At 68.3% G+C, this 21,544-nt stretch carries 22 protein-coding genes; 11 read left to right on the top strand and 11 right to left on the bottom strand.

Annotation, left to right across the window (positions count from 1 at the left end; all coding sequences use genetic code 11):
- Window position 1 precedes the first annotated feature (1 nt).
- The 10 genes from Q1A87_RS12485 (at window position 2) to Q1A87_RS12440 (ending at window position 9,148) form a co-directional block, all read left to right on the top strand.
- Window positions 2-1,171, top strand: a complete 1,170-nt coding sequence (locus Q1A87_RS12485; protein ID WP_299651806.1) for a M23 family metallopeptidase — start codon at window positions 2-4, stop codon at window positions 1,169-1,171.
- A 116-nt stretch (window positions 1,172-1,287) separates the two neighbouring features.
- Window positions 1,288-1,539, top strand: a complete 252-nt coding sequence (locus tag Q1A87_RS12480) for a twin-arginine translocase TatA/TatE family subunit (protein WP_299651804.1) — start codon at window positions 1,288-1,290, stop codon at window positions 1,537-1,539.
- Between the two features lie 30 nt (window positions 1,540-1,569).
- The gene (gene tatB / locus Q1A87_RS12475; RefSeq protein ID WP_299651802.1) at window positions 1,570-2,064 is read left to right on the top strand and encodes a Sec-independent protein translocase protein TatB; all 495 of its coding nucleotides are present in this window, start codon (window positions 1,570-1,572) and stop codon (window positions 2,062-2,064) included.
- On the top strand, window positions 2,061-2,912 hold the full coding sequence (gene tatC, locus Q1A87_RS12470; RefSeq protein WP_299651800.1) for a twin-arginine translocase subunit TatC: 852 nt from the start codon (window positions 2,061-2,063) through the stop codon (window positions 2,910-2,912). Before tatB ends, tatC begins: the two co-directional genes overlap by 4 nt.
- Window positions 2,909-3,742: an ATP-binding protein gene (locus Q1A87_RS12465; protein ID WP_299651798.1), complete on the top strand. Its 834-nt coding sequence runs from the start codon at window positions 2,909-2,911 to the stop codon at window positions 3,740-3,742. The genes tatC and Q1A87_RS12465 overlap by 4 nt, the downstream gene beginning before the upstream one ends.
- Before the next feature lie 117 nt (window positions 3,743-3,859).
- Window positions 3,860-5,047 (top strand): ABC transporter substrate-binding protein, encoded by a 1,188-nt coding sequence (locus Q1A87_RS12460; RefSeq protein WP_299651796.1) that lies wholly within the window; start codon window positions 3,860-3,862, stop codon window positions 5,045-5,047.
- A gap of 63 nt (window positions 5,048-5,110) precedes the next feature.
- The gene (locus tag Q1A87_RS12455) at window positions 5,111-5,902 is read left to right on the top strand and encodes an ABC transporter ATP-binding protein (RefSeq protein WP_299651794.1); all 792 of its coding nucleotides are present in this window, start codon (window positions 5,111-5,113) and stop codon (window positions 5,900-5,902) included.
- The gene (locus Q1A87_RS12450) at window positions 5,899-6,720 is read left to right on the top strand and encodes an ABC transporter ATP-binding protein (protein ID WP_299651792.1); all 822 of its coding nucleotides are present in this window, start codon (window positions 5,899-5,901) and stop codon (window positions 6,718-6,720) included. Before Q1A87_RS12455 ends, Q1A87_RS12450 begins: the two co-directional genes overlap by 4 nt.
- A gap of 116 nt (window positions 6,721-6,836) precedes the next feature.
- Window positions 6,837-7,847, top strand: a complete 1,011-nt coding sequence (locus Q1A87_RS12445) for a branched-chain amino acid ABC transporter permease (RefSeq protein ID WP_299651790.1) — start codon at window positions 6,837-6,839, stop codon at window positions 7,845-7,847.
- Window positions 7,844-9,148 (top strand): branched-chain amino acid ABC transporter permease, encoded by a 1,305-nt coding sequence (locus Q1A87_RS12440; RefSeq protein WP_299651788.1) that lies wholly within the window; start codon window positions 7,844-7,846, stop codon window positions 9,146-9,148. The genes Q1A87_RS12445 and Q1A87_RS12440 overlap by 4 nt, the downstream gene beginning before the upstream one ends.
- Before the next feature lie 6 nt (window positions 9,149-9,154).
- Here Q1A87_RS12440 and ispG read toward each other — a convergent pair whose 3' ends face one another.
- The 3 genes from ispG to hemA form a co-directional block, all read right to left on the bottom strand.
- A complete protein-coding gene (gene ispG, locus Q1A87_RS12435; RefSeq protein ID WP_299651786.1) occupies window positions 9,155-10,285 on the bottom strand; it encodes a flavodoxin-dependent (E)-4-hydroxy-3-methylbut-2-enyl-diphosphate synthase in 1,131 nt (376 codons plus the stop codon).
- A 73-nt stretch (window positions 10,286-10,358) separates the two neighbouring features.
- Window positions 10,359-11,678 (bottom strand): helix-turn-helix domain-containing protein, encoded by a 1,320-nt coding sequence (locus tag Q1A87_RS12430; RefSeq protein WP_299651784.1) that lies wholly within the window; start codon window positions 11,676-11,678, stop codon window positions 10,359-10,361.
- A gap of 138 nt (window positions 11,679-11,816) precedes the next feature.
- Window positions 11,817-13,043, bottom strand: a complete 1,227-nt coding sequence (gene hemA, locus Q1A87_RS12425) for a 5-aminolevulinate synthase (protein ID WP_299651782.1) — start codon at window positions 13,041-13,043, stop codon at window positions 11,817-11,819.
- Window positions 13,044-13,215: 172 nt separating this feature from the next.
- On the opposite strand from hemA, the gene Q1A87_RS12420 reads away from it, so the two are divergent.
- Window positions 13,216-14,598 (top strand): M20/M25/M40 family metallo-hydrolase, encoded by a 1,383-nt coding sequence (locus tag Q1A87_RS12420; protein WP_299651780.1) that lies wholly within the window; start codon window positions 13,216-13,218, stop codon window positions 14,596-14,598.
- A 64-nt stretch (window positions 14,599-14,662) separates the two neighbouring features.
- On the opposite strand, the gene Q1A87_RS12415 is transcribed toward Q1A87_RS12420, so the two are convergent.
- The 8 genes from Q1A87_RS12415 to ccmE all read right to left on the bottom strand — a co-directional run bounded on the left by Q1A87_RS12415 (window position 14,663) and on the right by ccmE (window position 21,543).
- Window positions 14,663-14,914, bottom strand: coding sequence for a hypothetical protein (locus Q1A87_RS12415; RefSeq protein ID WP_299651778.1), 252 nt, complete (start codon window positions 14,912-14,914; stop codon window positions 14,663-14,665).
- A gap of 225 nt (window positions 14,915-15,139) precedes the next feature.
- Window positions 15,140-15,757, bottom strand: a complete 618-nt coding sequence (locus Q1A87_RS12410; protein WP_299651776.1) for a TetR/AcrR family transcriptional regulator — start codon at window positions 15,755-15,757, stop codon at window positions 15,140-15,142.
- Window positions 15,758-15,765: 8 nt separating this feature from the next.
- A complete protein-coding gene (gene ppk2 / locus Q1A87_RS12405; RefSeq protein WP_299651774.1) occupies window positions 15,766-16,638 on the bottom strand; it encodes a polyphosphate kinase 2 in 873 nt (290 codons plus the stop codon).
- 64 nt (window positions 16,639-16,702) lie between these two features.
- Window positions 16,703-17,656, bottom strand: coding sequence for a homoserine O-succinyltransferase (gene metA / locus Q1A87_RS12400; protein ID WP_299651772.1), 954 nt, complete (start codon window positions 17,654-17,656; stop codon window positions 16,703-16,705).
- 33 nt (window positions 17,657-17,689) lie between these two features.
- The gene (locus Q1A87_RS12395; protein ID WP_299651770.1) at window positions 17,690-18,544 is read right to left on the bottom strand and encodes an ATPase; all 855 of its coding nucleotides are present in this window, start codon (window positions 18,542-18,544) and stop codon (window positions 17,690-17,692) included.
- A complete protein-coding gene (locus Q1A87_RS12390) occupies window positions 18,541-19,458 on the bottom strand; it encodes a DMT family transporter (RefSeq protein WP_299651768.1) in 918 nt (305 codons plus the stop codon). Before Q1A87_RS12390 ends, Q1A87_RS12395 begins: the two co-directional genes overlap by 4 nt.
- Before the next feature lie 111 nt (window positions 19,459-19,569).
- Window positions 19,570-20,856 carry an outer membrane protein transport protein gene (locus Q1A87_RS12385; protein ID WP_299651766.1) on the bottom strand — a complete coding sequence of 429 codons (1,287 nt, stop codon included), beginning with the start codon at window positions 20,854-20,856 and terminating at the stop codon, window positions 19,570-19,572.
- Between the two features lie 243 nt (window positions 20,857-21,099).
- Window positions 21,100-21,543 carry a cytochrome c maturation protein CcmE gene (ccmE, locus tag Q1A87_RS12380; protein ID WP_299651764.1) on the bottom strand — a complete coding sequence of 148 codons (444 nt, stop codon included), beginning with the start codon at window positions 21,541-21,543 and terminating at the stop codon, window positions 21,100-21,102.
- Window position 21,544 lies beyond the last annotated feature (1 nt).

Here is a 21,544-nt window from a genome sequence, read left to right as displayed (position 1 = left end):
GATGTCCGGCACAGGCAAGCGGACCCGCTGGGCGGGCGTTCTACTCGGCGCCACCGTGATCGCAGGGTGCTCGGAGTTTCGATCCGGCAATCTGGATTACGACCTGCGCGGGCAGAGCAGTACGGTCGCGGGCGTCCGGCAGGCCGCGGCGTCGCGGCCCGTGCCCGACGCGAACGGGCTCATCACCTATCCGAACTATCAGGTCGCCATCGCGCGCGGTGGCGACACCGTGGGCATGGTCGCGACACGCGTGGGTATCGGCGCGCGGGAACTCGCCGATTTCAACGGGCTGACGCCCGACGCGCCGCTCAACCCGAATGCCGTTCTGGCCCTGCCGCGGCGCGTCGCGGGCGGGACCACGACCGCGGGACGCCCCGACATCACCGCCATCGCCGGCAGCGCCATCGACCGCGCCTCGGGTGCGCCCGGGGCCGCGCCGGTCGCCGTGCAGGGCGGGCAGGAGCCGGTGCGGCACCGCGTCGCCCGCGGCGAGACGGCTTTCTCCATCGCGCGCCTCTACGGCGTGAGCCCGCCCGCGCTGGCCGAGTGGAACGGGCTCGGCCCCGACCTCACCGTGCGGGAGGGGCAGTACCTGCTGATCCCGCTCGTGGTGACCGAGGACGGGGCCAGCACGATCGCCAGCCCCGATCCCGGCCTCGGCGCGCCGACCCCGATCCCGCCCTCGGCCAGCTCCGCGCTGCCCGAAGCGGTCGAGGCCGAGCCGCTTCCCGCGAGCCCGCAGCTCGACCAGTTCCGCACCGAGGCAAGCGAGCCGCCGGCACCGCCGGCCCCCGCCCCTCCGCCGACGCCGGAGCCGGCCGCGCCGACGGGTCTGCAACGTCCCGTGGCGGGGGACATCCTCAAGCCGTTCTCTTCGAGCAACGAGGGCATCGACTTCCGCGCCCCCGAGGGGGCCGCGGTCAGCGCCGCCGCCGCAGGCACGGTGGCCGCGATCACCCGCGACACCGATCAGGTCCCGATCCTCGTCCTGCGTCACGACGACGGCCTGCTGACGGTCTATGCCAACATCCAGAACATCCGCGTCGAGAAGGGCGACTCGGTCAGCGCCGGCCAGCCCATCGCCAGCGTCGGCGGCGGCGACCCGTCCTTCCTGCATTTCGAGGCGCGGCGCGGGTTCGAGGCGGTCGACCCCGCGCCGCTCCTGCGCTGACGATCAATTTCGCGCGCCGGTGCTTTCAACCGGGCCGCGCAATGCGTAAGTAGGCGCGGAGATACACGGGCGCGTCCCCGACGAGAGATCGGGGTCGGCATCCAGGGAGACAGGACATGCTCAACAATATCGGCCTTCCCGGCCTTCTGCTCATCGCCGTCGTCGTGCTCGTCCTTTTCGGACGCGGCAAGATCAGCTCGCTCATGGGCGAGGTCGGCAAGGGGATCACCGCCTTCAAGAAGGGCGTGAGCGACGGGTCCAAGGACGAGGATCCCGATCACGACCGGGTGCTGCCGGACCGGGCGCTGGCCGACGGTGCCGCCGCGCGCGACGTGACGCCCGAGGCGGCGCAGAAGGACAAGGTCTGATCCGCACGATCGTCCGGCGGGGCTGACACCATGTTCGACATCGGCTGGAGCGAGCTTCTCGTCATCGGCGTCGTCGCGTTGATCGTGGTGGGCCCGAAGGACCTGCCGCGCATGTTCCGCACGCTGGGCGAGTTCACCGGCAAGGCCCGCCGGATGGCGCGGGAATTCCAGCACGCGATGAACGAGGCCGCCGACGAGAGCGGGGTGGGGGACATCACCAAGGACCTCCGCAAGATGGCCAACCCGAAGAAGTACGGCTCCGACGTCCTGAAGGACGCGACGCGCGACCTGTCCTCCTGGTCGCCCGACGCCGCCGACGGCAAGGCGAAGCCCGGATTGTCGAAGGACCGCGCGGCGACCAAGGCCAAGATCGAGCAGGCCACGGCCGCCAAGGCCCAGGCGCGCCTCGATGCCGAGGCCGCGGAACTCTCGGCCGAGCCCGATCTCCAGCCCGACCCCGAGGCCACGCCGCCCGCGGCCGAGCCGGCATCCGCGGTCGAGCCGGTCCCGGAGACGAAACCGTGAGCGAGATCGACGACAGTTCCGCCCCGCTGATCGAGCATCTTGCGGAGCTCCGCACGCGGATCATCAAGTCGGTCGCCGCGTTCCTCGTGGCGATGGTGCTCTGCTTCACGGTGGCCGAGCCGATCCTGGAATTCATCGCCGAGCCGATCGCCGACGTGCTGCGCGCCCGCGGTCAGCCGGCGCAGCTGATCTTCACCGCGCCGCAGGAGAAGTTCTTTGTCCTGATCCGGATCTCGGTGATCGCGGGATTCGCGTTGTCGTTCCCCGTCATCGCGCACCAGCTCTGGCGCTTCATCGCGCCCGGCCTCTACAAGACCGAGCAGCGCGCGTTCCTGCCCTTCATCCTCGCCTCGCCCGCGCTCTTCACGCTCGGCGCGGCCTTCGCGCATTACGTCGTGACGCCGCTCGCGATGAACTTCTTCATCGGCTTCTCCGACGCGATCCCCGCGCTCGTCAACGTGGTCACCGGCACGGTGCCGGTCGGCGTGGTCGAGAACGAGGAGTTGCGTACCGTCTTCCTCGGCTCGGTGCGGGAATCGCTCGACCTGTCGCTCAAGTTCATCTTCGCCTTCGGATTGTGCTTCCAGTTGCCGGTCCTGCTGACGCTGATGGGCATGGCGGGGCTCGTCTCGGCCGAGGGGCTGAACAACGTTCGGAAATACGCGGTGGTCGCCATTCTCGTCCTTGCCGCGGTGGTCACGCCGCCCGACGTGATTACGCAGCTGATCCTCTTTACCGTCGTCTATGGGCTCTACGAGGTCTCGATCTGGCTCGTCCGCCTGGTCGAGCGGCGCAAGGAACGCGAGCTCAGGGCGGCGGGCCTGCTCGACGAGGACGAGAGCCTGTGAGCGACGCGCGCGCGCTCGAACGGATCGCCTCCGCTCTCGAACGCCTTGCCCCGGGCGCGGCGGTCGCTCCGAACTGGCGCGCCTCGGCCTATCTCTGGGACGCCGATCCCGATCGGCTGATCCCGGTCGAACGGATCAACCGCGTGCCCCTCCGCCTTCTCGTCGGCATCGACCGCGCCCGCGACACGCTCCTGGCCAATACCAAGCGGTTCGCCCGCGGTTTTCCGGCGAACAACGCGCTGCTCTGGGGCGCGCGCGGGATGGGAAAGTCGAGCCTTGTCAAGGCGGTGCATGGTGAACTTGAGGCGACCGGCCTGAAGCTCGTCGAGTTGCAGCGCGAGGATATCCATTCCGTTGGCCGGCTTCTGACGCTGCTGCGCGCCGCGCCGCATCGCTTCGTCCTCTACTGCGACGACCTGAGCTTCAGCCACGACGACGCGGCCTACAAGTCGCTGAAGGCCGTGCTCGACGGCGGGATCGAGGGGCGGCCGGACAACGTGATCTTCTACGCGACCTCGAACCGGCGGCATCTGATGCCGCGCGACATGATCGAGAACGAGCGCGGCTCGGCGATCAACCCGGCCGAGGCGGTGGAGGAGAAGGTGAGCCTGAGCGACCGCTTCGGCCTCTGGCTCGGCTTCCACGCCTGCGACCAGGACGCCTTCCTTGCGATGATCCGGGGCTATTGCGACGCCTACGGGGTCGAGATCGACGATGCGACCCTGCGGGCGGAAGCGGTGGAATGGTACACCACGCGCGGGTCGCGCTCGGGCCGGGTGGCGTGGCAGTTCTTCTGCGATCTCGCCGGACGGGCGGGCGTGCACGTTTGACAGCAGTCGCCGGAAACTGCCGCAACGTCCTGCTTTACGGCCTTTTCAACGAGTAACACGCCCCTTAGTCTCGGGCCCGCAAAGACGCAGCCAAGCGTCGACATCAGGGAGACGGAGATGAAGAAGATATTGCTGGCCAGCGTCGCGGCGCTCGCGACGACGGGCGCCCATGCACAGGACGAGCCGATCAAGCTCGGGATCGTCCTCGGCTTCACCGGCCCGCTGGAAAGCCTCGCGCCCGGCATGGCCGCCGGCGCCGAGATGGCGATGGAGGAGGTCAGCGAGTCGGGCCTGCTGCTCGACGGCACCACCATCGAGTCGGTCCGCGGCGACAGCACCTGCATCGACGCGGCGGCCGCGACGGCCGCGACCGAGCGCCTGATCACCAGCGACGGCGTGTCCGGAATCGTCGGCGCCGATTGCTCCGGCGTGACCGGCGCGATGCTGACCAACGTGGCGGTTCCGAACGGCATGGTGATGATTTCGCCTTCCGCCACCAGCCCGGGCCTGTCGGAGGCCGAGGATAACGGCCTGTTCTTCCGCACCTCGCCGTCGGATGCCCGCCAGGGTGTCATCATCTCGGACGTGCTGATGGAGGAGGGGATCGAATCCGTCGCGCTGACCTATACCAACAACGACTACGGCAAGGGCCTCGCAGACGCCTTCCAGTCCGCCTACGAGGAGGCCGGCGGCACGGTCACGATCTCGGCGGCGCACGAGGACGGCAAGGCGGACTATTCCTCCGAGATCGGCGCGCTCTCGGCCGCGGGCGGCGACCGCCTCGTCGTGGCGGGCTACGTCGATCAGGGCGGCTCCGGCATCGTGCGGGCGGCGCTCGATTCCGGCGCGTTCGACACGTTCCACTTCCCCGACGGCATGGTGAGCCAGGCGCTCGTCGACAGGTTCGGCTCCGAGATCGATGGCTCCTCGGGCGACAACCCCGGGACCGACTGCCCCGGCGCGCAGGCCTATCAGGACATGGCGTCCGAGGCCGGCTACGACGGCAGCTCGCCCTTCTCGGCGGAGGCCTACGATGCCGCGGCACTGATCCTGCTGGCGATGCAGGCGGCCGGGTCCACCGATCCCGCGTCCTACAAGGACAGCGTGATGGACGTCGCCAATGCGCCGGGCGAGGAGATCCTGCCGGGCGAGCTCGAGAAGGCGCTGCAGATCCTCGCCGATGGCGGCGATGTGGACTATGTCGGCGCCTCCGCCGTCGAGCTCATCGAGCCGGGTGAATCCGCCGGCAATTACCGCATCGTCGGCTTCGAGAACGGCGAGTTGGTGGTCGAAGGCTATCGCTGAGACAATCGAGGACCTGGGCGGCCCCGGCATCTGCCGGGGCCGTTCCGTGAACGGGGAATCTTCATGATCGAGGTGCATGACCTGCATCGCCATTTCGGCGGATTCCGTGCCGTGGACGGTGCGTCGCTCCGCATCGAGGAGGGGACGATCACCGGGCTGATCGGTCCGAACGGGGCGGGAAAGACGACGCTGTTCAATGTGATCGCCGGTGTTCTTCAGCCGACGTCCGGGCGCGTGACGATGGCGGGCGAGGACATCACCGGCCTGCCGCCGCATGCGCTGTTCCACAAGGGACTGCTCCGCACGTTCCAGATCGCCCACGAGTTCTCCTCCATGACCGTGCGGGAGAACCTGATGATGGTCCCCGGCGGGCAACAGGGGGAGACACTCTGGAATGCCTGGTTCCGGCGTGCCGCGATCCGCGAGGACGAGGCGCGACTCGCCGCGAAGGCCGACGAGGTGCTTGACTTCCTGACGGTCGGCCATCTCGCCGACGAGCGGGCCGGCAACCTCTCCGGCGGTCAGAAGAAGCTGCTCGAGCTCGGCCGCACGATGATGGTCGATGCCCGCATCGTCTTTCTCGACGAAGTGGGGGCGGGGGTGAACCGCACGCTGCTCAACACGATCGGCGACGCGATCCTGCGGCTCAACCGTGAGCGGGGCTACACCTTCGTCGTCATCGAGCACGACATGGATTTCATCGGCCGCATCTGCGACCCCGTCATTGTCATGGCCGAGGGGCATGTGCTGGCCGAAGGCAGCCTCGACGAGATCAAGGCCAACGAGCAGGTGATCGAGGCCTATCTGGGCACGGGCCTGAAGAACAAGGATCAGCTCGCGGAGGCGCAGGCGTGAGCCGGAACGCATGGCAGGAGGATCGCGGCAACAAGGACCGCTCGATCACGCGTTCCGGCGGCGGCACGATGGCGCGGGGGACCGCGACGGATGTCCGCCCCGACACGACGCATGCCTTCCTCGTCGGTGACAGCATGACCGGCGGCTACGGCACCGGCGGCGACATCCTTCACGATTGCACCATCGCCGTCGATCCCGGCGAGATCGCGGTGATCGTGGGGCCGAACGGCGCCGGCAAGTCCACCGGCATGAAAGCCATCTTCGGCATGCTGAACCTGCGCCAGGGCGGCGTGCGGCTCGACGGGGAGGACATCACCGACCTCTCGCCGCAGGACCGCGTGGCCAGGGGCATGGGCTTCGTGCCGCAGACCTCCAACATCTTCACCTCCCTGACCGTGGAGGAGAACCTCGAGATGGGCGCCTTCATCCGGCGCGACGATATCCGCCCGGCGATGGAGCAGGTCTTCGAGCTGTTCCCGATTCTGAAGGACAAGCGCCACCAGCCCGCGGGCGAACTCTCGGGCGGTCAGCGCCAGCAGGTCGCCGTGGGCCGGGCGCTGATGACGCAGCCGAAGGTGCTGATGCTGGACGAGCCCACGGCTGGCGTTTCGCCCATCGTGATGGACGAACTCTTCGACCGTATCATCGAGGTCTCCCGCACCGGTATCCCGATCCTGATGGTCGAGCAGAACGCCCGCCAGGCGCTCGAGATCGCCGATCGCGGCTACGTGCTGGTCCAGGGGCGGAACGCGCATACGGGGACGGGGAAGGAATTGCTGGCGGACGAGGATGTCCGGCGGTCGTTCCTCGGGGGCTGAACGATGCGACTGACGGCGTGCGTGGGAGCCTCCGGCGGGGATATTTGGAAAGCAAAGACGATGGCGAATGAGGTCCGGAACCCGGCGAGAAGAGAGTACGGCGGAGGTGCCACCTGATGGAGCCGCTGCACGCCCTCGTCACGCTGGCGAACTTCGTCATCGTTCCCGCCGTCGCCTATGGCAGCCAGCTCGCGCTCGGGGCGCTCGGGGTCACGCTGATCTACGGCATCCTGCGCTTCTCGAACTTCGCGCATGGCGACACGATGGCGTTCGGGACGATGGCGGTGATCCTGACGACGTGGGGGCTGCAATCGGCGGGGATCGGGTTCGGGCCGTTGCCGACCGCGCTCCTCGCGCTGCCGGTCGGAATCGCGGTGGCGGCGGCGCTGCTGCTGGGGACCGACCGGGTGGTCTATCGCTTCTACCGCGACAAGAAGGCCGTGCCCGTCACCTTCGTCATCGCCTCCCTCGGGGTCATGTTCGTCTATAACGGGTTCACGCGCTTCGTCATCGGCGTGGACGATCAGCGCTTCGCCGACGGGGCGCGGTTTCTCGTCTCCGCCCGCGGGTTCCGCGATGCGACCGGGCTCGACGAGCCTTTGGTGATCAAGTCGACGCAGGCGATCACCGTCGTCGTGGCCGTGGTCGTGGTGGCGGTGCTGTTCTGGTTCCTCAATCGCACCCGCACCGGTAAATCAATGCGGGCCTATTCGGACAACGAGGACCTGGCGCTTTTGTCGGGCATAAATCCGGAGCGGGTGGTGACCTATACCTGGCTCATCGTCGCCGGGCTCGCGACCATCGCAGGCACGCTTTACGGGCTCGACAAGTCGTTCAAGCCGTTCACCTACTTCCAGCTTCTCCTGCCGATCTTCGCGGCCGCCATCGTCGGCGGACTCGGCAGCCCGATCGGGGCCATTGCCGGCGGATTCGTGATCGCTTTCGCCGAAGTGACGATCACCTACCCGTTGAAGAAGGTGCTGGGCTACTTCCTGCCCGAAAGCCTCGCGCCCGACGGGCTCGTGCAGCTCCTGTCCACGGACTACAAGTTCGCGGTGAGCTTCATGATCCTGATCATCGTGCTTCTGATCCGGCCCACGGGCCTCTTCCGGGGGAAATCGGTATGAGCGACCGGGTGGATCTTCGCGCCGTCGGGCTGTTCGGGCTCGTCGCGCTGCTCTTCGTCGGAACGGGGATCCTGCAATCCTGGAACGTCGCGCTTACGATCCTGAACATGGGTCTCATCTCGGCGATCATGGCGCTCGGCGTGAACATGCAATGGGGCTATGCCGGGCTCTTCAACGTCGGCATCATGGGCTTCGTCGCGCTTGGCGGGCTGGGCGCGGTGCTCGTCTCGATGCCGCCCGATACCGAGGCCATCGCGGCCGGGGGTGGACGCGTTCTGGGCGGGCTCCTCCTTGGGGCGGTCACGATCATCGCGGCGATCTTCGCGTGGCGCCGGGGCGGGCGCCATGCCGGGTGGCTCATGGTTGCGGTGCTGATTGCCGGGTTCTTCCTCTACCGCGCGATGCTCGATCCCGGGGTCGAGGCGATCGAGGCAGTGAGCCCCGCCAACCGCGGCAGCATCGGCGGGCTCGGCCTGCCCGTCCTGCTGAGCTGGCCGGTGGGTGGCCTGCTCGCGGCCGGGGCGGCGTGGGTCATCGGCAAGACGGCGCTCGGCCTGCGCTCCGATTACCTCGCCATCGCGACGCTCGGGATCGCGGAAATCATCATCGCGATGATGAAGAACGAGGATTGGTTGGCCCGCGGGGTCAAGAACGTGATCGGCGTGCCGCGGCCGGTGCCCTACGAGGTCGACCTGCAGCGCACGCAATCCTTCCAGGACCTGGCCGCGCGTTTCGGGGCGGATACGGTCACGGCCTCGGCGATCGCGGTCAAGCTGGCCTATGCCGGTCTCTTCGCGGTCGTCCTCCTGATCCTCATCTGGCTCACGCAGGCGGCGCTTGCATCCCCATGGGGCCGGATGATGCGCGCCATCCGCGACAACGAGGTCGCGGCGGAGGCGATGGGCAAGGACGTGACGCGGCGACACTTGCAGATTTTCGTCCTCGGCTCCGCCGTGCTCGGCCTCGCCGGCGCGATGATGGTGACGTTCGACGGGCAGCTCACGCCGACGAGCTACCAGCCGTTGCGCTACACCTTCCTCATCTGGGTCATGGTGATCGTCGGCGGATCCGGCAACAATTGGGGCGCGGTCCTCGGCGGCTTCCTGATCTGGTGGCTCTGGGTCGAGGTGGAGCCGCTCGGCGTGCTGCTGATGCAGGGCATCACCGCGGGCATGGCGGAGGGAAGCTGGCTCAAGTCGCACCTGCTCGACGCCGCCGCGCATATGCGGTTGCTGACGATGGGGGTGATCCTGCTTCTGGTGCTGCGCTTCTCGCCGCGGGGGCTTCTGCCGGAGAAGTAAGGCAGTCTATTCCGCCGCCTGCTTCTGCGCCTCGATCTGCGCCGCGCGGGCCTCGACCTGTTCCACGATGTGGTCGACCATTTGGGCGTTGGTCATCTTGTGGCTCTGCTTGCCGGCCAGATAGACCATGCCGGCGCCGTTGCCGCCGCCAGTAAAGCCCACATCGGTCATCAGCGCCTCGCCCGGCCCGTTGACGACGCAGCCGATGATCGACAGCGACATCGGCGTCTTGATGTGCTCGAGCCGCTTCTCCAGCGTCTCGACGGTCGCGATCACGTCGAAGCCCTGCCGCGCGCAGGAAGGGCAGGAGATGATGTTGACGCCCCGGTGCCGCAGGCCAAGGGACTTCAGGATCTCGTAGCCGACCCGCACCTCCTCGACCGGGTCGGCCGAGAGCGAGACGCGGACCGTGTCGCCGATCCCCATCCAGAGCAGGTTGCCGAGTCCGATCGCGGACTTGATCGTGCCGGATACGAGCCCGCCCGCCTCGGTGATGCCCAGATGGATCGGCGCGTCCGTCTGCTCGGCCAGCCCCTGATAGGCGGCGGCAGCCATGAAGACGTCGGACGCCTTGCAGCTGATCTTGTACTCTCGGAAGTCGTTGTCCTCGAGGATGCGGATATGGTCGAGCCCGCTTTCGATCATCGCGTCGGGGCAGGGCTCGCCGTACTTCTCCAGCAAGTGCCGTTCGAGCGAGCCGGCATTCACCCCGATCCGGATGGAGCAGCCGTGGTCGCGGGCGGCGGAGATGACCTCGCGCACGCGGGTCTTGTCGCCGATATTGCCGGGATTGATCCGCAGGCAGGCGGCGCCGGCTTCGGCGGCCTCGATCCCGCGGCGGTAATGGAAGTGGATATCGGCGACGATGGGAACCGGGCTCTCCCGCACGATCTCGCGCAGGGCCTTCGACGACGCCTCGTCGGGGACGGAGACGCGCACGATGTCGGCGCCAGCATCGGCCGCGGCCTGCACTTGCGCCACGGTCGCGGCCACATCAGTGGTCAGCGTGTTCGTCATCGTCTGGACGGAGATCGGGGCATCGCCGCCGACCGGGACGTTGCCCACCATGATCTGCCGGGACTTGCGGCGTTCGATCAGCCGCCAGGGACGGATGGCATGGAGTGCGGCGTCAGACATGGCGGACCTCTCGTCGGGTTCGCGCCACAGGTAAGGCCGGGGGGCGGGGCGTGCAACCGGCCCCGCCGCAGGATCAGTCGATGGCGCGGGGACCGGGCTCGCCGGGCAGAACCTCGGGCACGTCGAGTTCGGCCACGACGCGGGCCAGATCGCCATCCGTCTCCAGGTCGGCGACCCGATAGGCCTCGCGGACCGCATCCGCCGCAAGTGCGATGTTCGAGACGACCTGCACTCCCGGGGCCGCCGGTCCGTAGGTCTCGCCGGCGACGGACATGTAGATGGCACCGGAATTGCCGGTACGCAGCGTCGCGGGCGGCTCGGCAACGGGGACCTCGTAGGTCTCGCCCGGTTCGAGGATCTTCTCGAAGAGCGTGTCGCCCTCCGCAGAACGGACCCGCACCCAGGCCGCGCGCACCGCGACGAGGACGACGGCCTCCGGCGCTTCCGCCAGGACGCGCGGCGGGGCCGGCGCATCGGGCGCCGTCACATCGCTCTCGCCGAGTGCCTCCATCAGCGCCGCATCGACCGAGGCGTTCATCAGATCGGATCGGAGCGGCGCGTCGTCCGGGCTCTGCAGAGTGAGGGCGAGGGCGCCGTTCGTGCCGGGCGGAATGGTCGAGATCGGCGAGTCGCGGGCCACGAGGACCGGCGCGTCGAGCGGCTTGGGGCGGTAGAGATCCGCGAGCCGGTCGCGCATCGGTGCGTCCACGCCGCTATCCTCGGGCGTCGCGTCGGCGAGCGTCTCGGACGGCGTCAGCGGGTCGACGTCCACCACGAATGCCGGCTCCTGCTCCACCGGGGCAACGTGGACGCGCTGGATTTCCTTGACGACGGTCCAGCCGCCATAACCGAGACCGCCGACCAGGACCGCCAGCACGGCGAGCGATCCGAGCGCACCCGGTTCGAACCCAGCGAAGACGGGCCGCGTCTTCTTGGCGAACGGGTTGCCGGCGCCGAGCACCGGGTCGACCGTCGCCGGCGCGGCATTGGCCGTCGCGGCCTGCGAGGCTTTTCGCCCCGGAAGGGGAAGGTCGTGCAGGGCGATCCGCCGAGGCCCCTCATGCTCCATCGCCTTGAGAGTCGAGGAGCCGCCAAAGCCGGATTCCTCGCAGAACCGGGCGAAGGTGACCTCCGGATCGAGCCCGAGATAACGCGCATAGCTGCGAACGTAACCCGCCACGAAGCTCAACGAATCAAAGGCTTCGAGATCGGAATTCTCGATCGCGGCAATGTAGCTCGCCTTGATCCGGAGCTCCCGCTGCACGTCGAGCAGGGACTTGCCGATTGTCGCCCGTTCCCCTCGCATCTCATCGCCGAGACGGTTGTGGAAACTGTCGTATCCCGCGATCGGGTTCTCTGTTTCAGGAAGAGAATGCGCCTTGCGACCGAACATGTCGGGCCTGCCCCGTGATCTGTGGACGCGCCTCTTTGACGTGCGCGTTTCCGCTGATATCCTAGTCTCAGGTTATTACCGAAACCTTACTGCCTCCCTGTACGGTAGCAGCAATCCGGACAGGATGCACGAAGAGATCTAGCCCGTTGCCTGCGCGCGATTTAATGCGCAATGCGACCACAGATCGTCCATCGCCCGCACGAGCGCGTCGATCATCGAAGGCGTATGAACGGGCGAGGGAGTGAAGCGGAGCCGCTCGGTCCCGCGCGGGACGGTCGGGAAGTTGATCGGCTGGACGTAGACGCCGTGATCGGCGAGCAGCCGGTCCGAGATCATCTTGCACTTCACGGGGTCGCCGACATGGACGGGGACGATGTGGCTGCCGTGGTCGATGATCGGCAGGCCCAGACCGCGCAGGCGCAGCTTGAGCACGTCCGCCCGCTCCCGGTGCAGCGCGCGGAGCGCCGTGTCGCGCTTGAGATGCGCGACGGAGGCGGCGGCGCCGGCGGCGATGGAGGGCGGCAGCGAGGTCGTGAAGATGAAGCCCGGCGCGTAGGAGCGGATCGCGTCGCACATTCTGGCGCTCGCCGCGATATAGCCGCCCATCACGCCGTAGGCCTTGGCGAGCGTGCCGTTGATGATGTCGAGCCGGTGCATCAGCCGGTCGCGTTCGGCCACGCCGGCGCCGCGGGGGCCGTAGATGCCGACGGCATGGACCTCGTCGATATAGGTCAGCGCGCCGAACTCCTCGGCCAGATCGCAGATCGCCGCGATCGCCCCGAAATCCCCGTCCATCGAATAGACCGACTCGAAGGCGATGAGCTTAGGGGCCGCCGGATCGTCGGCTTCGAGCAGCTCGCGCAGATGCGCGACGTCGTTGTGCCGGAAGATGCGCTTGGCCCCGCCGTTGCGGCGCACGCCCTCGATCATCGAGGCGTGGTTCAGCGCGTCCGAATAGATGATCAGGCCGGGGAAGAGCTTGGGCAGGGTCGAGAGCGTCGCGTCGTTGGCGATGTAGGCCGAGGTGAAGACCAGCGCGGCTTCCTTGCGGTGCAGGTCCGCGAGCTCCGCCTCGAGGCGCTTGTGATAGATCGTGGTGCCCGAGATGTTGCGCGTGCCGCCCGAGCCGGCGCCGGTCGCCTCGATCGCCTCGTGCATCGCGGAGAGGACGACGGGATGCTGGCCCATCCCCATGTAGTCGTTGCCGCACCAGACGGTGATCTCGGATTCGGACCCATCGGGGCGGGTCCAGATTGCGCGGGGGAACTGGCCGCGGCGGCGCTCGATGTCGATGAAGGTGCGGTAGCGCCCTTCCGTATGCAGCGTGTCGATCGCCCGGTCCAATGCCGCCGTGTAATCCGTCATCCGGTCGCCTTTCCCCGCTCGGTCACGCTTATCTAGGGGATAAAGCGCGACCTTAACAGACACCAATTCGTCGCGAGCCGGGGATTCTGACGTCCTCGTCATGCGCGCGGCCACTCTGGACAGCGATGGCCGGAACGCGCAGGCAGAGGCGATCCCGACCGGAGACCAGCCCATGCCCGAGACACCGCCACTTCCCGCAATTCTCGACCGGATCGACGCCGGGCAGGACCAGGCCCTCGACCGTCTGAAGGAACTTCTCCGGATCCCGTCGATCTCGACCGATCCGGCGCATGCGGGCGATTGCCGAGCCGCCGCCGACTGGCTCGTGGGCGAACTGCGCGGGCTTGGCTTCGCGGCGGAGACGCGCCCGACGCCGGGCCATCCGATGGTCGTGGGGCACGGCGGCGCGGGCGGCCGGCACGTCCTGTTCTACGGGCATTACGACGTGCAACCGGTCGACCCGCTCGACCACTGGACCCGCGACCCGTTCGACCCGGCGGTGGAGACCACCTCCGCCGGCGACGTGATCCGCGCGCGTGGCGCATCCGACGACAAGGGGCAGTTGATGACCTTCCTCGAGGCCTGCCGGGCCTACAAGGAGGAGACCGGCGCGCTGCCCTGCCGGATCACGATCCTGTTCGAGGGGGAGGAGGAATCGGGTTCGCCCTCGCTCGTGCCGTTCCTCGAGGCCAACCGGGAGGAGCTCGGGGCGGAGATCGCGCTGATCTGCGACACCGGCCTCCACGACAGCCGGGTGCCGGCGATCGTGACCTCGCTGCGCGGATTGCTGGGCGAGGAGATCACCGTCCGGGGGCCGGACCGCGACCTGCATTCGGGCGGCTATGGCGGCCTGGCGATGAACCCGGCGCGCGTCCTGACCCGCATCCTCGGCGGGCTGCACGACGAGGCGGGCCGCGTGCAGGTGCCCGGGTTCTACGACGGGATCGAGGAACCGCCGGCGGAGGTTCTGCGCGGATGGGAGGCGCTCGACTTCTCCGCGGAGGACTTCCTGGGCGGTGTCGGGCTGTCCATCCCGGCGGGCGAGGCGGGTCGGACCGGGCTCGAGATGCTCTGGTCGCGGCCCACGGCGGAGATCAACGGGATCTGGTCGGGCTATACCGGCCGCGGCTTCAAGACGGTCCTGCCGGCGGAGGCGCATGCCAAGGTAAGCTTCCGGCTGGTGAAGGGGCAGGACCCGCTGGCCCTGCGCGACGCGTTCCACGACTGGGTGCGTTCGCAGGTGCCGGCCGATTGCGAGGTGAGCTTCGCCGAGCACGGCGCGGCGCCGGCATCGGGGATGTCGGTCGATGCGCCGATCTTCGGGGCGGCGAAGGCCGCGCTGACCGAGGAATGGGGCCGGAAGGCCGCCTTCGTCGGCGCCGGCGGGTCGATCCCGATCGCGGGCTACTTCCAGTCGATCCTCGGCATGGAATCCATGCTGGCCGGGTTCGCGAAGAACGACGACCAGATCCATTCGCCCAACGAGAAGTACGACGTCGAGAGCTTCCGGAAGGGCATCCGCAGCTGGGCCCGCATCCTCGCGACGCTCGCCTGACGGAGGGCGCGCCCGGACGGTGCCCCGCGTCCGGTCGGCGGGGCCACCGTCTCTCCCGGCATCCTCAGCGTGTCGGGCCGCAGACCCCTGCATCGTCGCAGAAGACGCCGGCCAACCCGCCCAGGATCGCGCCGCGGTCGCCGTTGCCGTCGATGGCCTTGGCCGCGCCGTAGCCGATGGCGGCGCCGACGAGTCCGCGCTCGACGTCGCTGTCGACGAAGCGGCCGTAGCCGCCGCCATATCCGGCATTGTTGTAGCCGCCCGACGCGCAGGCCGAGAGGAGGGCGGTCGTGGCAAGGATGAGGGTCAGTCGCATGGGTCTCTCCGGATGTCGGTTGGGGTCCGCCGCGCAAGGCGGCTGCCGGACGGGCAGGGCGGGATCGAATCTCCCGCCTGCAACGTCGTCCGGCCTGAAGCGGGCGTAGAGACCGAGCGACGCGACAGGCAATGTCCGGTCCGGGTCATCGCCTGCATCCCGACCGCGGACGGCGTGTTATTCCATAACCGGCGCGCCGGGGGTCCTGGTCGGCACCCGCCGCGGTCAGGCGTCGGGCGCCACGAGGCCGAGCCCGCGAAGGTAGATGCCGATCCCCGCCTCGAGCAGGTCCTCGGGCGGGAAGGGCACGTTGCCGCCCGGATTGCCGCGCGCGAAAAGCTCCACGACCCCGTGGCTCATCGCCCAGACATGGCTCGAGAACATCGAGGCGGGCGGACGGCGGTTCTCGGGGATCTGCTCCGACAACGCCTCCGCCGCCTTTTCCAGCGTCCCGCGCGACCGCGCGACGGCGCGGGCGAGCTCGGGCGTGGCGTGGCGGCTGAGCCCGCTCTCGAACATCGCCATGTAATGCCCGGGATATTTGCGCGCGAAGGCGAGATAGGCGCGGCCCGTCGCGGAGAAAGCCGCGAGCGCGGAGGGCTGGCCGGACTGGTAGGCGTAGTCCATCAGGTCGGCGAAGATCGCGTGGCCCTGCAGCGCGCATTCGATGATCAGATCCTCGCGGCCCTGGAAATGCCGGTAGACGGCGGCCGGGGTGACGCCCGCGGATTTCGCCGCTTCCGACAGGGTGAAGCCGGTCGGGCCCTTCTCCGTGATGAGCTCCAGCGCCGCCTCGACCAGCGCCTGCTTCAGGTTGCCGTGATGATAGCCGCGCTTCGGCATTGGCCCCCTCAGGCCCCCCCGAGCCAGAGCTCCGGGCCGCCCGCGATCCGGTCGTCGACCTCCAGCGCCGCCTCGTTGCGGTCGGGATAGTCGATCCGGCGCAGGACGAGGCGGATCGCGTTGAGGCGGGCGCGGCGCTTGTCGTCCGACCGGACCACGTTCCACGGCGCGACGTCGCCATGGGTGCGCTCGAACGTCTCGGAGATGGCATTCGTGTAGGCGTCCCACTTGGCGAGGCCCTTCACGTCGATGCCGGAGAGCTTCCACTGCTTGAGCGGGTCCTTCTCCCGCTGGAGGAAGCGGCGGAGCTGCTCGGCGCGGCCGACATTCAGCCAGAGCTTAACGAGGACGATCCCGTCCTCGACGAGCATCTCCTCGAAGCGCGGCACCTGATCGAAGAAGCGGGCCCGCTGGCCCGGCGTGCAGAACGCGAAGACGTGCTCGACCACCGCACGGTTGTACCAGGACCGGTCGAACAGGACCATCTCGCCGGCCGAAGGCAGCTGCGTCACGTAGCGCTGGAAGTACCATTCGCCCGCCTCCCGCTCCGTCGGGGTCGACAGGGCGACGGTGCGCACGATCCGCGGATTCAGGTTCTCGCGGAAGCGCTTGATCGTGCCGCCCTTGCCGGCCGCGTCGCGCCCCTCGAAAACGACGGCGACGCGCAGGCCGGCGTCGCGGATATGGACCTGCGCGCGGACAAGCTCGATCTGGAGGGCCTCGAGCTGATCCTCGTACTCGTCCTTTTCCATCCAGTCGTCGTAGGGAAACGGCTCGGTCAGGATGTCCTTCTTCTTCGCCTTCTCGATGGCCCGGCGGATGTCCTTCGGCGCTTCCTCGTCGAAGAAGCGGGTGATGGCGGCGTCGAACGGCTTGGTCATGGGGGCATCCTCCTTGAGGGACGAGGAGATAGACGGGACGGTCCCCCGTCAACGGGCGGCCCGTTCAGCGGTAGGGTCTCGGATCGCCGCCCAGGATCTGCTCGTAGCTGCCGATCTGGTTCAGGTCGAACGGCGTGGTCTGGTAGATCTCGTTGATCCAGTTGCCGTAGAGCAGATGCGCGTGGCTGCGCCAGCGGTTCTGCGGCGGCTGGGAAGGGTCGTCGGCGAGGTAGTAGTTTCCGGGCACGTTGATCGGCGTGCCCTGCGCGATGTCGCGCCGGTATTCGTGGTGCAGCGTGTCGCTGTCGTACTCGAAGTGGTTGAAGATGTGCAGCGCCCGATGCGCGCGATCCTCGATCAGGCAGGGCCCGGTCTCATCGGAGCCGAGCAGGACGCGCATCCCCGCCGCCTCCACCTCGTCGCGCCGCACCTCGGTCCAGCGGGAGACGGGGATGACGCAATCGTCGGAGAAGCCGCGCAGATAGGGCGAGGCCGGGTCCTCGTTCAGGACGCGGAAGCAGCCGAACGCCTTGGCAGGCAGGATGTGCTTGCGGACCCCGTGGAAATGCCACGCCATCGCCATCCCGCCCCAGCAGACGCCGAAGGTCGAATGCACGTTGGTCTGCGTCCAGTCCATGACTTCCGTCAGTTCGTCCCAGTAGGTCACTTCGGCGAAATCCAGATGCTCGATCGGGGAGCCGGTGATGAGGAGGCCGTCGAAACGCTCGTCCTTCACGTCCTGGAACGACTTGTAGAAGGTCTCCATGTGCTCGGGCGCGGTGTGCCTGGACTGGTGCTCCGTCATGCGGATCAACGTCAGGTCGATCTGCAGGGGCGTCGCTCCGATCAGGCGGGCGAACTGCGTCTCCGTGGTGATCTTGAGCGGCATCAGGTTCAGCAGGCCGATGCGGATCGGGCGGATGTCCTGCCGGAAGGCGTCCGCCTCGGACATGACCATCACCCCCTCCTGTCCCAGCACGTCGAAGGCGGGCAGGTTGCGGGGCAGGGTGATGGGCATGGGGTGCGGTCTCCGCTCGGTGGGAGGGTTCAGTTAGGCCCGGCGGGCGGCCTTGCCAATGGCGTCGGCCACGAGAGCGGTCACGTCCGTCACGTCGCGGGCCGTCGCCGCGTCCACGGCGCGGATGGTCACGCCCCAGTTCGCGGCCATCGCGGCGTAGCGCGGCTGCCGCGCGTCGATCAGGGCGGAATAGCCCAGGCGGGCGAAGGCGTCCGGGTCCGCGTCGTCGCCGCCATGCTCGGTCCAGAGCGCATCGAGGATCTCGGGGCGGTAATACATCGGCTTCGGCGCCCGGTCGAAGCGCGCCTTCAACGTCTCGGCATGGGTCTCGTCGCCCTCGATCCAGCAGAGCAGCGTCGAGCGGGCGAGCGCCGTCAGCACCTCGTCCCGGGGGTCGGTCGGGTCCACCACCTCGCAGATCGAGCCGCCGGTGTCGCAGACGAAGCGGTCGTAATCGTAGAGCTCCCGCGCGCGGTCGATGAAGGCCGGCGTGTCGAGGAGGGCATTGACCTCCGCCCGCCGGTGCAGGGCCTGCCGGCGCCGGTATTCCGCGATCGGCAATCCGCCTTTCGCCGGGTCGCCGGGCTTGCCGAGATAGGTCGAGAGCGGGGCGAGGTTCCCGAAGGTGATGTTGGAGCCGATATAGATCGAGTCGGATCGCAGAAGGTCGGCGAGGAGCGGCACCTGCATCGCGTGGCGCTTGAGGTTGTCGGCGATGTGCTCGCCCATGTAGGCGGTGCCGATCCGGTAATCGATCGAGTAGTGGAACCAGCCGCCCGCATCGCGCAGGAGTTGCGCCAGATGCGTCTTGCCGAGACCCGACATGCCGAAGAACGTGACGCGTTGGTCGGGGGCGGCGAGCCAGTCCTCGGGCGTGTCGTAGATCATGGGGTCCGGCTAGCGGTCCGTCGCCACGGGCGCAACACACGTCCGTCGAGGACGGCGAGCCCGAGCGCGAGCAGGGCGAAGCCCGCATAGGTCGCGGGCGCCAGCGTCTCGTGCCGCACCCATGTCCCGAGCAGGATCGCGACCGGCGCGACGAGGAGGGTGCAGAGCGCCGTGTTGCCGCTGCCGGCCATGGCGAGGACGCGGAAATAGAGCAGGTAGGCCAGCGCCGTGGCGATGATGGCGTAGTAGCCGATGGCGACGATCGTATCCGGCGCCGTCGGCACCACCACACCGTCGAGCCAGATCGCCGCCGGAACCATGACGAGGGTGGAGCCCGTCAGCATCCCCGCCGCAGCGACCTGCGGCGCGAGACCGTGCAGCCGCGTCCGCGCCCAGACGCCGGCGAGCGCGTAGCTGATCGTGCCGCCCACGACCGCGAGCTGTGCGAGCGAACGGGGGTCGAAGCGCGTCAGGTCGTCGAGGCCGATCGCAGTCGCGACACCGAGGAAGCCGATGCCCACCCCCACCGCGCGGCGCAGCGTCAGCCGCTCGTCGGCGAGGAAGATCGCGGCGGCGAGGATTCCGAAGACCGAGGTGCCGGCGTTCAGGATCGAGGTCAGACCGGTCGCGATGTGGAGCTGACCCCAGGCCATGAGGGAGAACGGGACGACGTTGTTGAGGACCCCCATGACGAAGAGTGCGCCCCAGACACGGGGATCACGCGGCACCGGCAGGCGGCGCAGCGCGACGTAGAGCCACAGGACGAGTGCGGCGAGGGCGACCCGGTAGCCGACCGAGGTGGCAACGGGGATCTCGTCGAGGGCGATGCGGACCGACAGGAAGCTGCCGCCCCAGATGCAGCCGAGAAGGGCCAGTTCGGCCCAGGCGCGGTTCGGCATGTCGCGTGTGCTCATGCCGTCCGCCTAGACCCTGCACGGATCGCTTGCCACCCGGAAGCTGCGCAACGCGCCGCGCCCCGCCGGGGATGCGGGGCGCGCGTGTCCGGCCCGGTTGGCGGTGCGGGATCAGAAGCGGTAATCCACCTGCAGCCCGACGCCGAGGGCGGAGCTGTCGCGGAAGGCGGTGACGGGCTGGCCGGCGACGCCGGCATCGGCCGAGCCGACCCAGGTGTAGTTCACGCCGCCGGAGAGGTTGAAGCGGTCCCGCGTGTAGCGTGCGCCGAGCGAGAGGCCGACCTGCCCGTCATAGGGCCCGAGCGGAGAGACGGTGTCGAGGCCCTGATCCTCCTCGTAGGTGATCGAGGCCAGCCCGACGAACTCTTCGGTGAACCGCCGCGCGACGCCGAGGGTCCAGCGGTAGCTGTCTTCGATTTCCGCAAGATCGACGCCGAGCTCGTCCGGAATGACGCTGAAATCGTCCCAGTCGGTCCAGCGCAGGCCGGCAAGAAGCAGCGTGCGTTCGTTCAGGCCGGTCTGGAAGTCGACATTGACCGATTGCGGGCTGGCAAAGTTGACCTCGTTGTCGAAGGCACCGAAGCCGGGCACCGGTAGGATCTCGCGGCCGCCGTTGTCGTGGCTGATCTCGGAATGGTAGGTTACGGCGAGGCGCAGCGCGATCTCGGGGATCTCGTAGGCCGCACCGAGGGTGACGCCGAGGCCCCAATCGTCGTCGAGATCGAGGTCGTAGCCGCCCTGCGCGACGAAACCGGTCGCTACGGACTGCACCTGCCCGCCGAGCGTAGCGGCGATCGTCTGGCCAGTCAGGACATCGCCACCGCCGAGTGCGGTGATCGCGGCCACCTGGTCGGGGCCGGGGGTGACGGCTGCGGCGAGCGTAGCCGCATCGACTCCGGCGGCGGCGGCCACGCCACGCAGCGCGATGGCGCGGGCATAGGCCTCGCCATTGAGCGAGATCCGCGCATCCACCCGCTGCGCCCGCAGGCCGCCGAAGACGCTCATCCGATCGGTGAACTCGTACCGGCCGAGAAAGCTGAGCGCGTCCGACTCGATGCTGGCGCGGGTGCCGCCGATATTCGAGTCCGTCGGATCGGCGTTGTAGAAGACGTCCGACCCGAACGGCTCGTCGCCGATGATCGCGAAGCTGACCTGTTCGTTGATGCGGTTGGCGTAGCTGAATTTGAAATCGGTGTAGCTCGCCCCGACGCTGTAGGTGCCGTCATTGCCGATATCCTCGGCCGGCAGGTCCGGGTTCACGTGCGTGACGGCGAAGGTCAGCGTGTTCGAGGGGTCGAACAGCGCTGAGATGTTCTGCATCGAACGGTCGAGACCGCCGGCCTGCGCCGAGGCCATGCTGGTCATCGTTGCGATCGCCGCGAGAACGAAACGGTTCATTCGGTGAATCCTCCCAGGAATCGATGCCGGGGTGGACGTGCCCCGGCCTCCGTCTGGGAGACCATATGCGACTTGACGCGTTTGCCCGCTACGTCATCCGAACGCGCGCGCAGGTTGTGCGGAGAGTATGGCGCGCGGGCAACTATATACGAGCCGCGTTGACCATTTAGGGGCGCAACTGCATGCGCGTCGCCCGGTACTGGGAATCGACGCGGCTGCAGGGGAGCCATTCCGGGTCGGGCGTCAGCTGTCCGGCGCCCGGTAGGTGCCCTGCGCCTGCAACGCCTCGATGACCTCTTTCGGCATGTAGGTCTCGTCGTGTCGTGCAAGGATTTCCGTGGCTTCGAAGGTCGCGTTCACGTATCTCCCGGTGCCGACCATACCCTCTCCCTCGCCAAAGAGGTCGGGCAGGATGCCGTCGAAGGTCACGGGGATCGAGGCGCCGCCGTCGGTGACGTGAAAGCTCACCTGAGTGCCTTCGCCCCGGATCAGCGTGCCGTCCTCGACCAGACCGCCGATACGGAAAACCTCGTTCGGCGGGGGCGGCGCCTCGGCGATCTGGCTGGGCGAGCGGAAGAAATTGATGCCGTCGCGAAACGCGTAGCCCATCAGCGCCGTCGATCCCGCCAGCGCGATCGCAGCAATGGCGATGACCTGGATGCGGCGGGTCTTCTTCAGCGAGCGCATG

It is taken from the genome of uncultured Jannaschia sp. (assembly GCF_947494055.1).
Lineage (GTDB): Bacteria > Pseudomonadota > Alphaproteobacteria > Rhodobacterales > Rhodobacteraceae > Jannaschia.
This window is presented reverse-complemented; position numbering and strand designations above follow the sequence as displayed.

Coding starts and splice junctions, on each gene's coding strand:
- Q1A87_RS12485 (WP_299651806.1), top strand. CDS start 2: ATGTCCGGCACAGGCAAGCGGACCCGCTGGGCGGGCGTTCTACTCGGC.
- Q1A87_RS12480 (WP_299651804.1), top strand. CDS start 1,288: ATGCTCAACAATATCGGCCTTCCCGGCCTTCTGCTCATCGCCGTCGTC.
- tatB (WP_299651802.1), top strand. CDS start 1,570: ATGTTCGACATCGGCTGGAGCGAGCTTCTCGTCATCGGCGTCGTCGCG.
- Q1A87_RS12460 (WP_299651796.1), top strand. CDS start 3,860: ATGAAGAAGATATTGCTGGCCAGCGTCGCGGCGCTCGCGACGACGGGC.
- Q1A87_RS12455 (WP_299651794.1), top strand. CDS start 5,111: ATGATCGAGGTGCATGACCTGCATCGCCATTTCGGCGGATTCCGTGCC.
- Q1A87_RS12445 (WP_299651790.1), top strand. CDS start 6,837: ATGGAGCCGCTGCACGCCCTCGTCACGCTGGCGAACTTCGTCATCGTT.
- Q1A87_RS12440 (WP_299651788.1), top strand. CDS start 7,844: ATGAGCGACCGGGTGGATCTTCGCGCCGTCGGGCTGTTCGGGCTCGTC.
- ispG (WP_299651786.1), bottom strand. CDS start 10,285: ATGTCTGACGCCGCACTCCATGCCATCCGTCCCTGGCGGCTGATCGAA.
- Q1A87_RS12430 (WP_299651784.1), bottom strand. CDS start 11,678: ATGTTCGGTCGCAAGGCGCATTCTCTTCCTGAAACAGAGAACCCGATC.
- hemA (WP_299651782.1), bottom strand. CDS start 13,043: ATGACGGATTACACGGCGGCATTGGACCGGGCGATCGACACGCTGCAT.
- Q1A87_RS12420 (WP_299651780.1), top strand. CDS start 13,216: ATGCCCGAGACACCGCCACTTCCCGCAATTCTCGACCGGATCGACGCC.
- Q1A87_RS12415 (WP_299651778.1), bottom strand. CDS start 14,914: ATGCGACTGACCCTCATCCTTGCCACGACCGCCCTCCTCTCGGCCTGC.
- Q1A87_RS12410 (WP_299651776.1), bottom strand. CDS start 15,757: ATGCCGAAGCGCGGCTATCATCACGGCAACCTGAAGCAGGCGCTGGTC.
- ppk2 (WP_299651774.1), bottom strand. CDS start 16,638: ATGACCAAGCCGTTCGACGCCGCCATCACCCGCTTCTTCGACGAGGAA.
- metA (WP_299651772.1), bottom strand. CDS start 17,656: ATGCCCATCACCCTGCCCCGCAACCTGCCCGCCTTCGACGTGCTGGGA.
- Q1A87_RS12395 (WP_299651770.1), bottom strand. CDS start 18,544: ATGATCTACGACACGCCCGAGGACTGGCTCGCCGCCCCCGACCAACGC.
- Q1A87_RS12390 (WP_299651768.1), bottom strand. CDS start 19,458: ATGAGCACACGCGACATGCCGAACCGCGCCTGGGCCGAACTGGCCCTT.
- Q1A87_RS12385 (WP_299651766.1), bottom strand. CDS start 20,856: ATGAACCGTTTCGTTCTCGCGGCGATCGCAACGATGACCAGCATGGCC.
- ccmE (WP_299651764.1), bottom strand. CDS start 21,543: ATGCGCTCGCTGAAGAAGACCCGCCGCATCCAGGTCATCGCCATTGCT.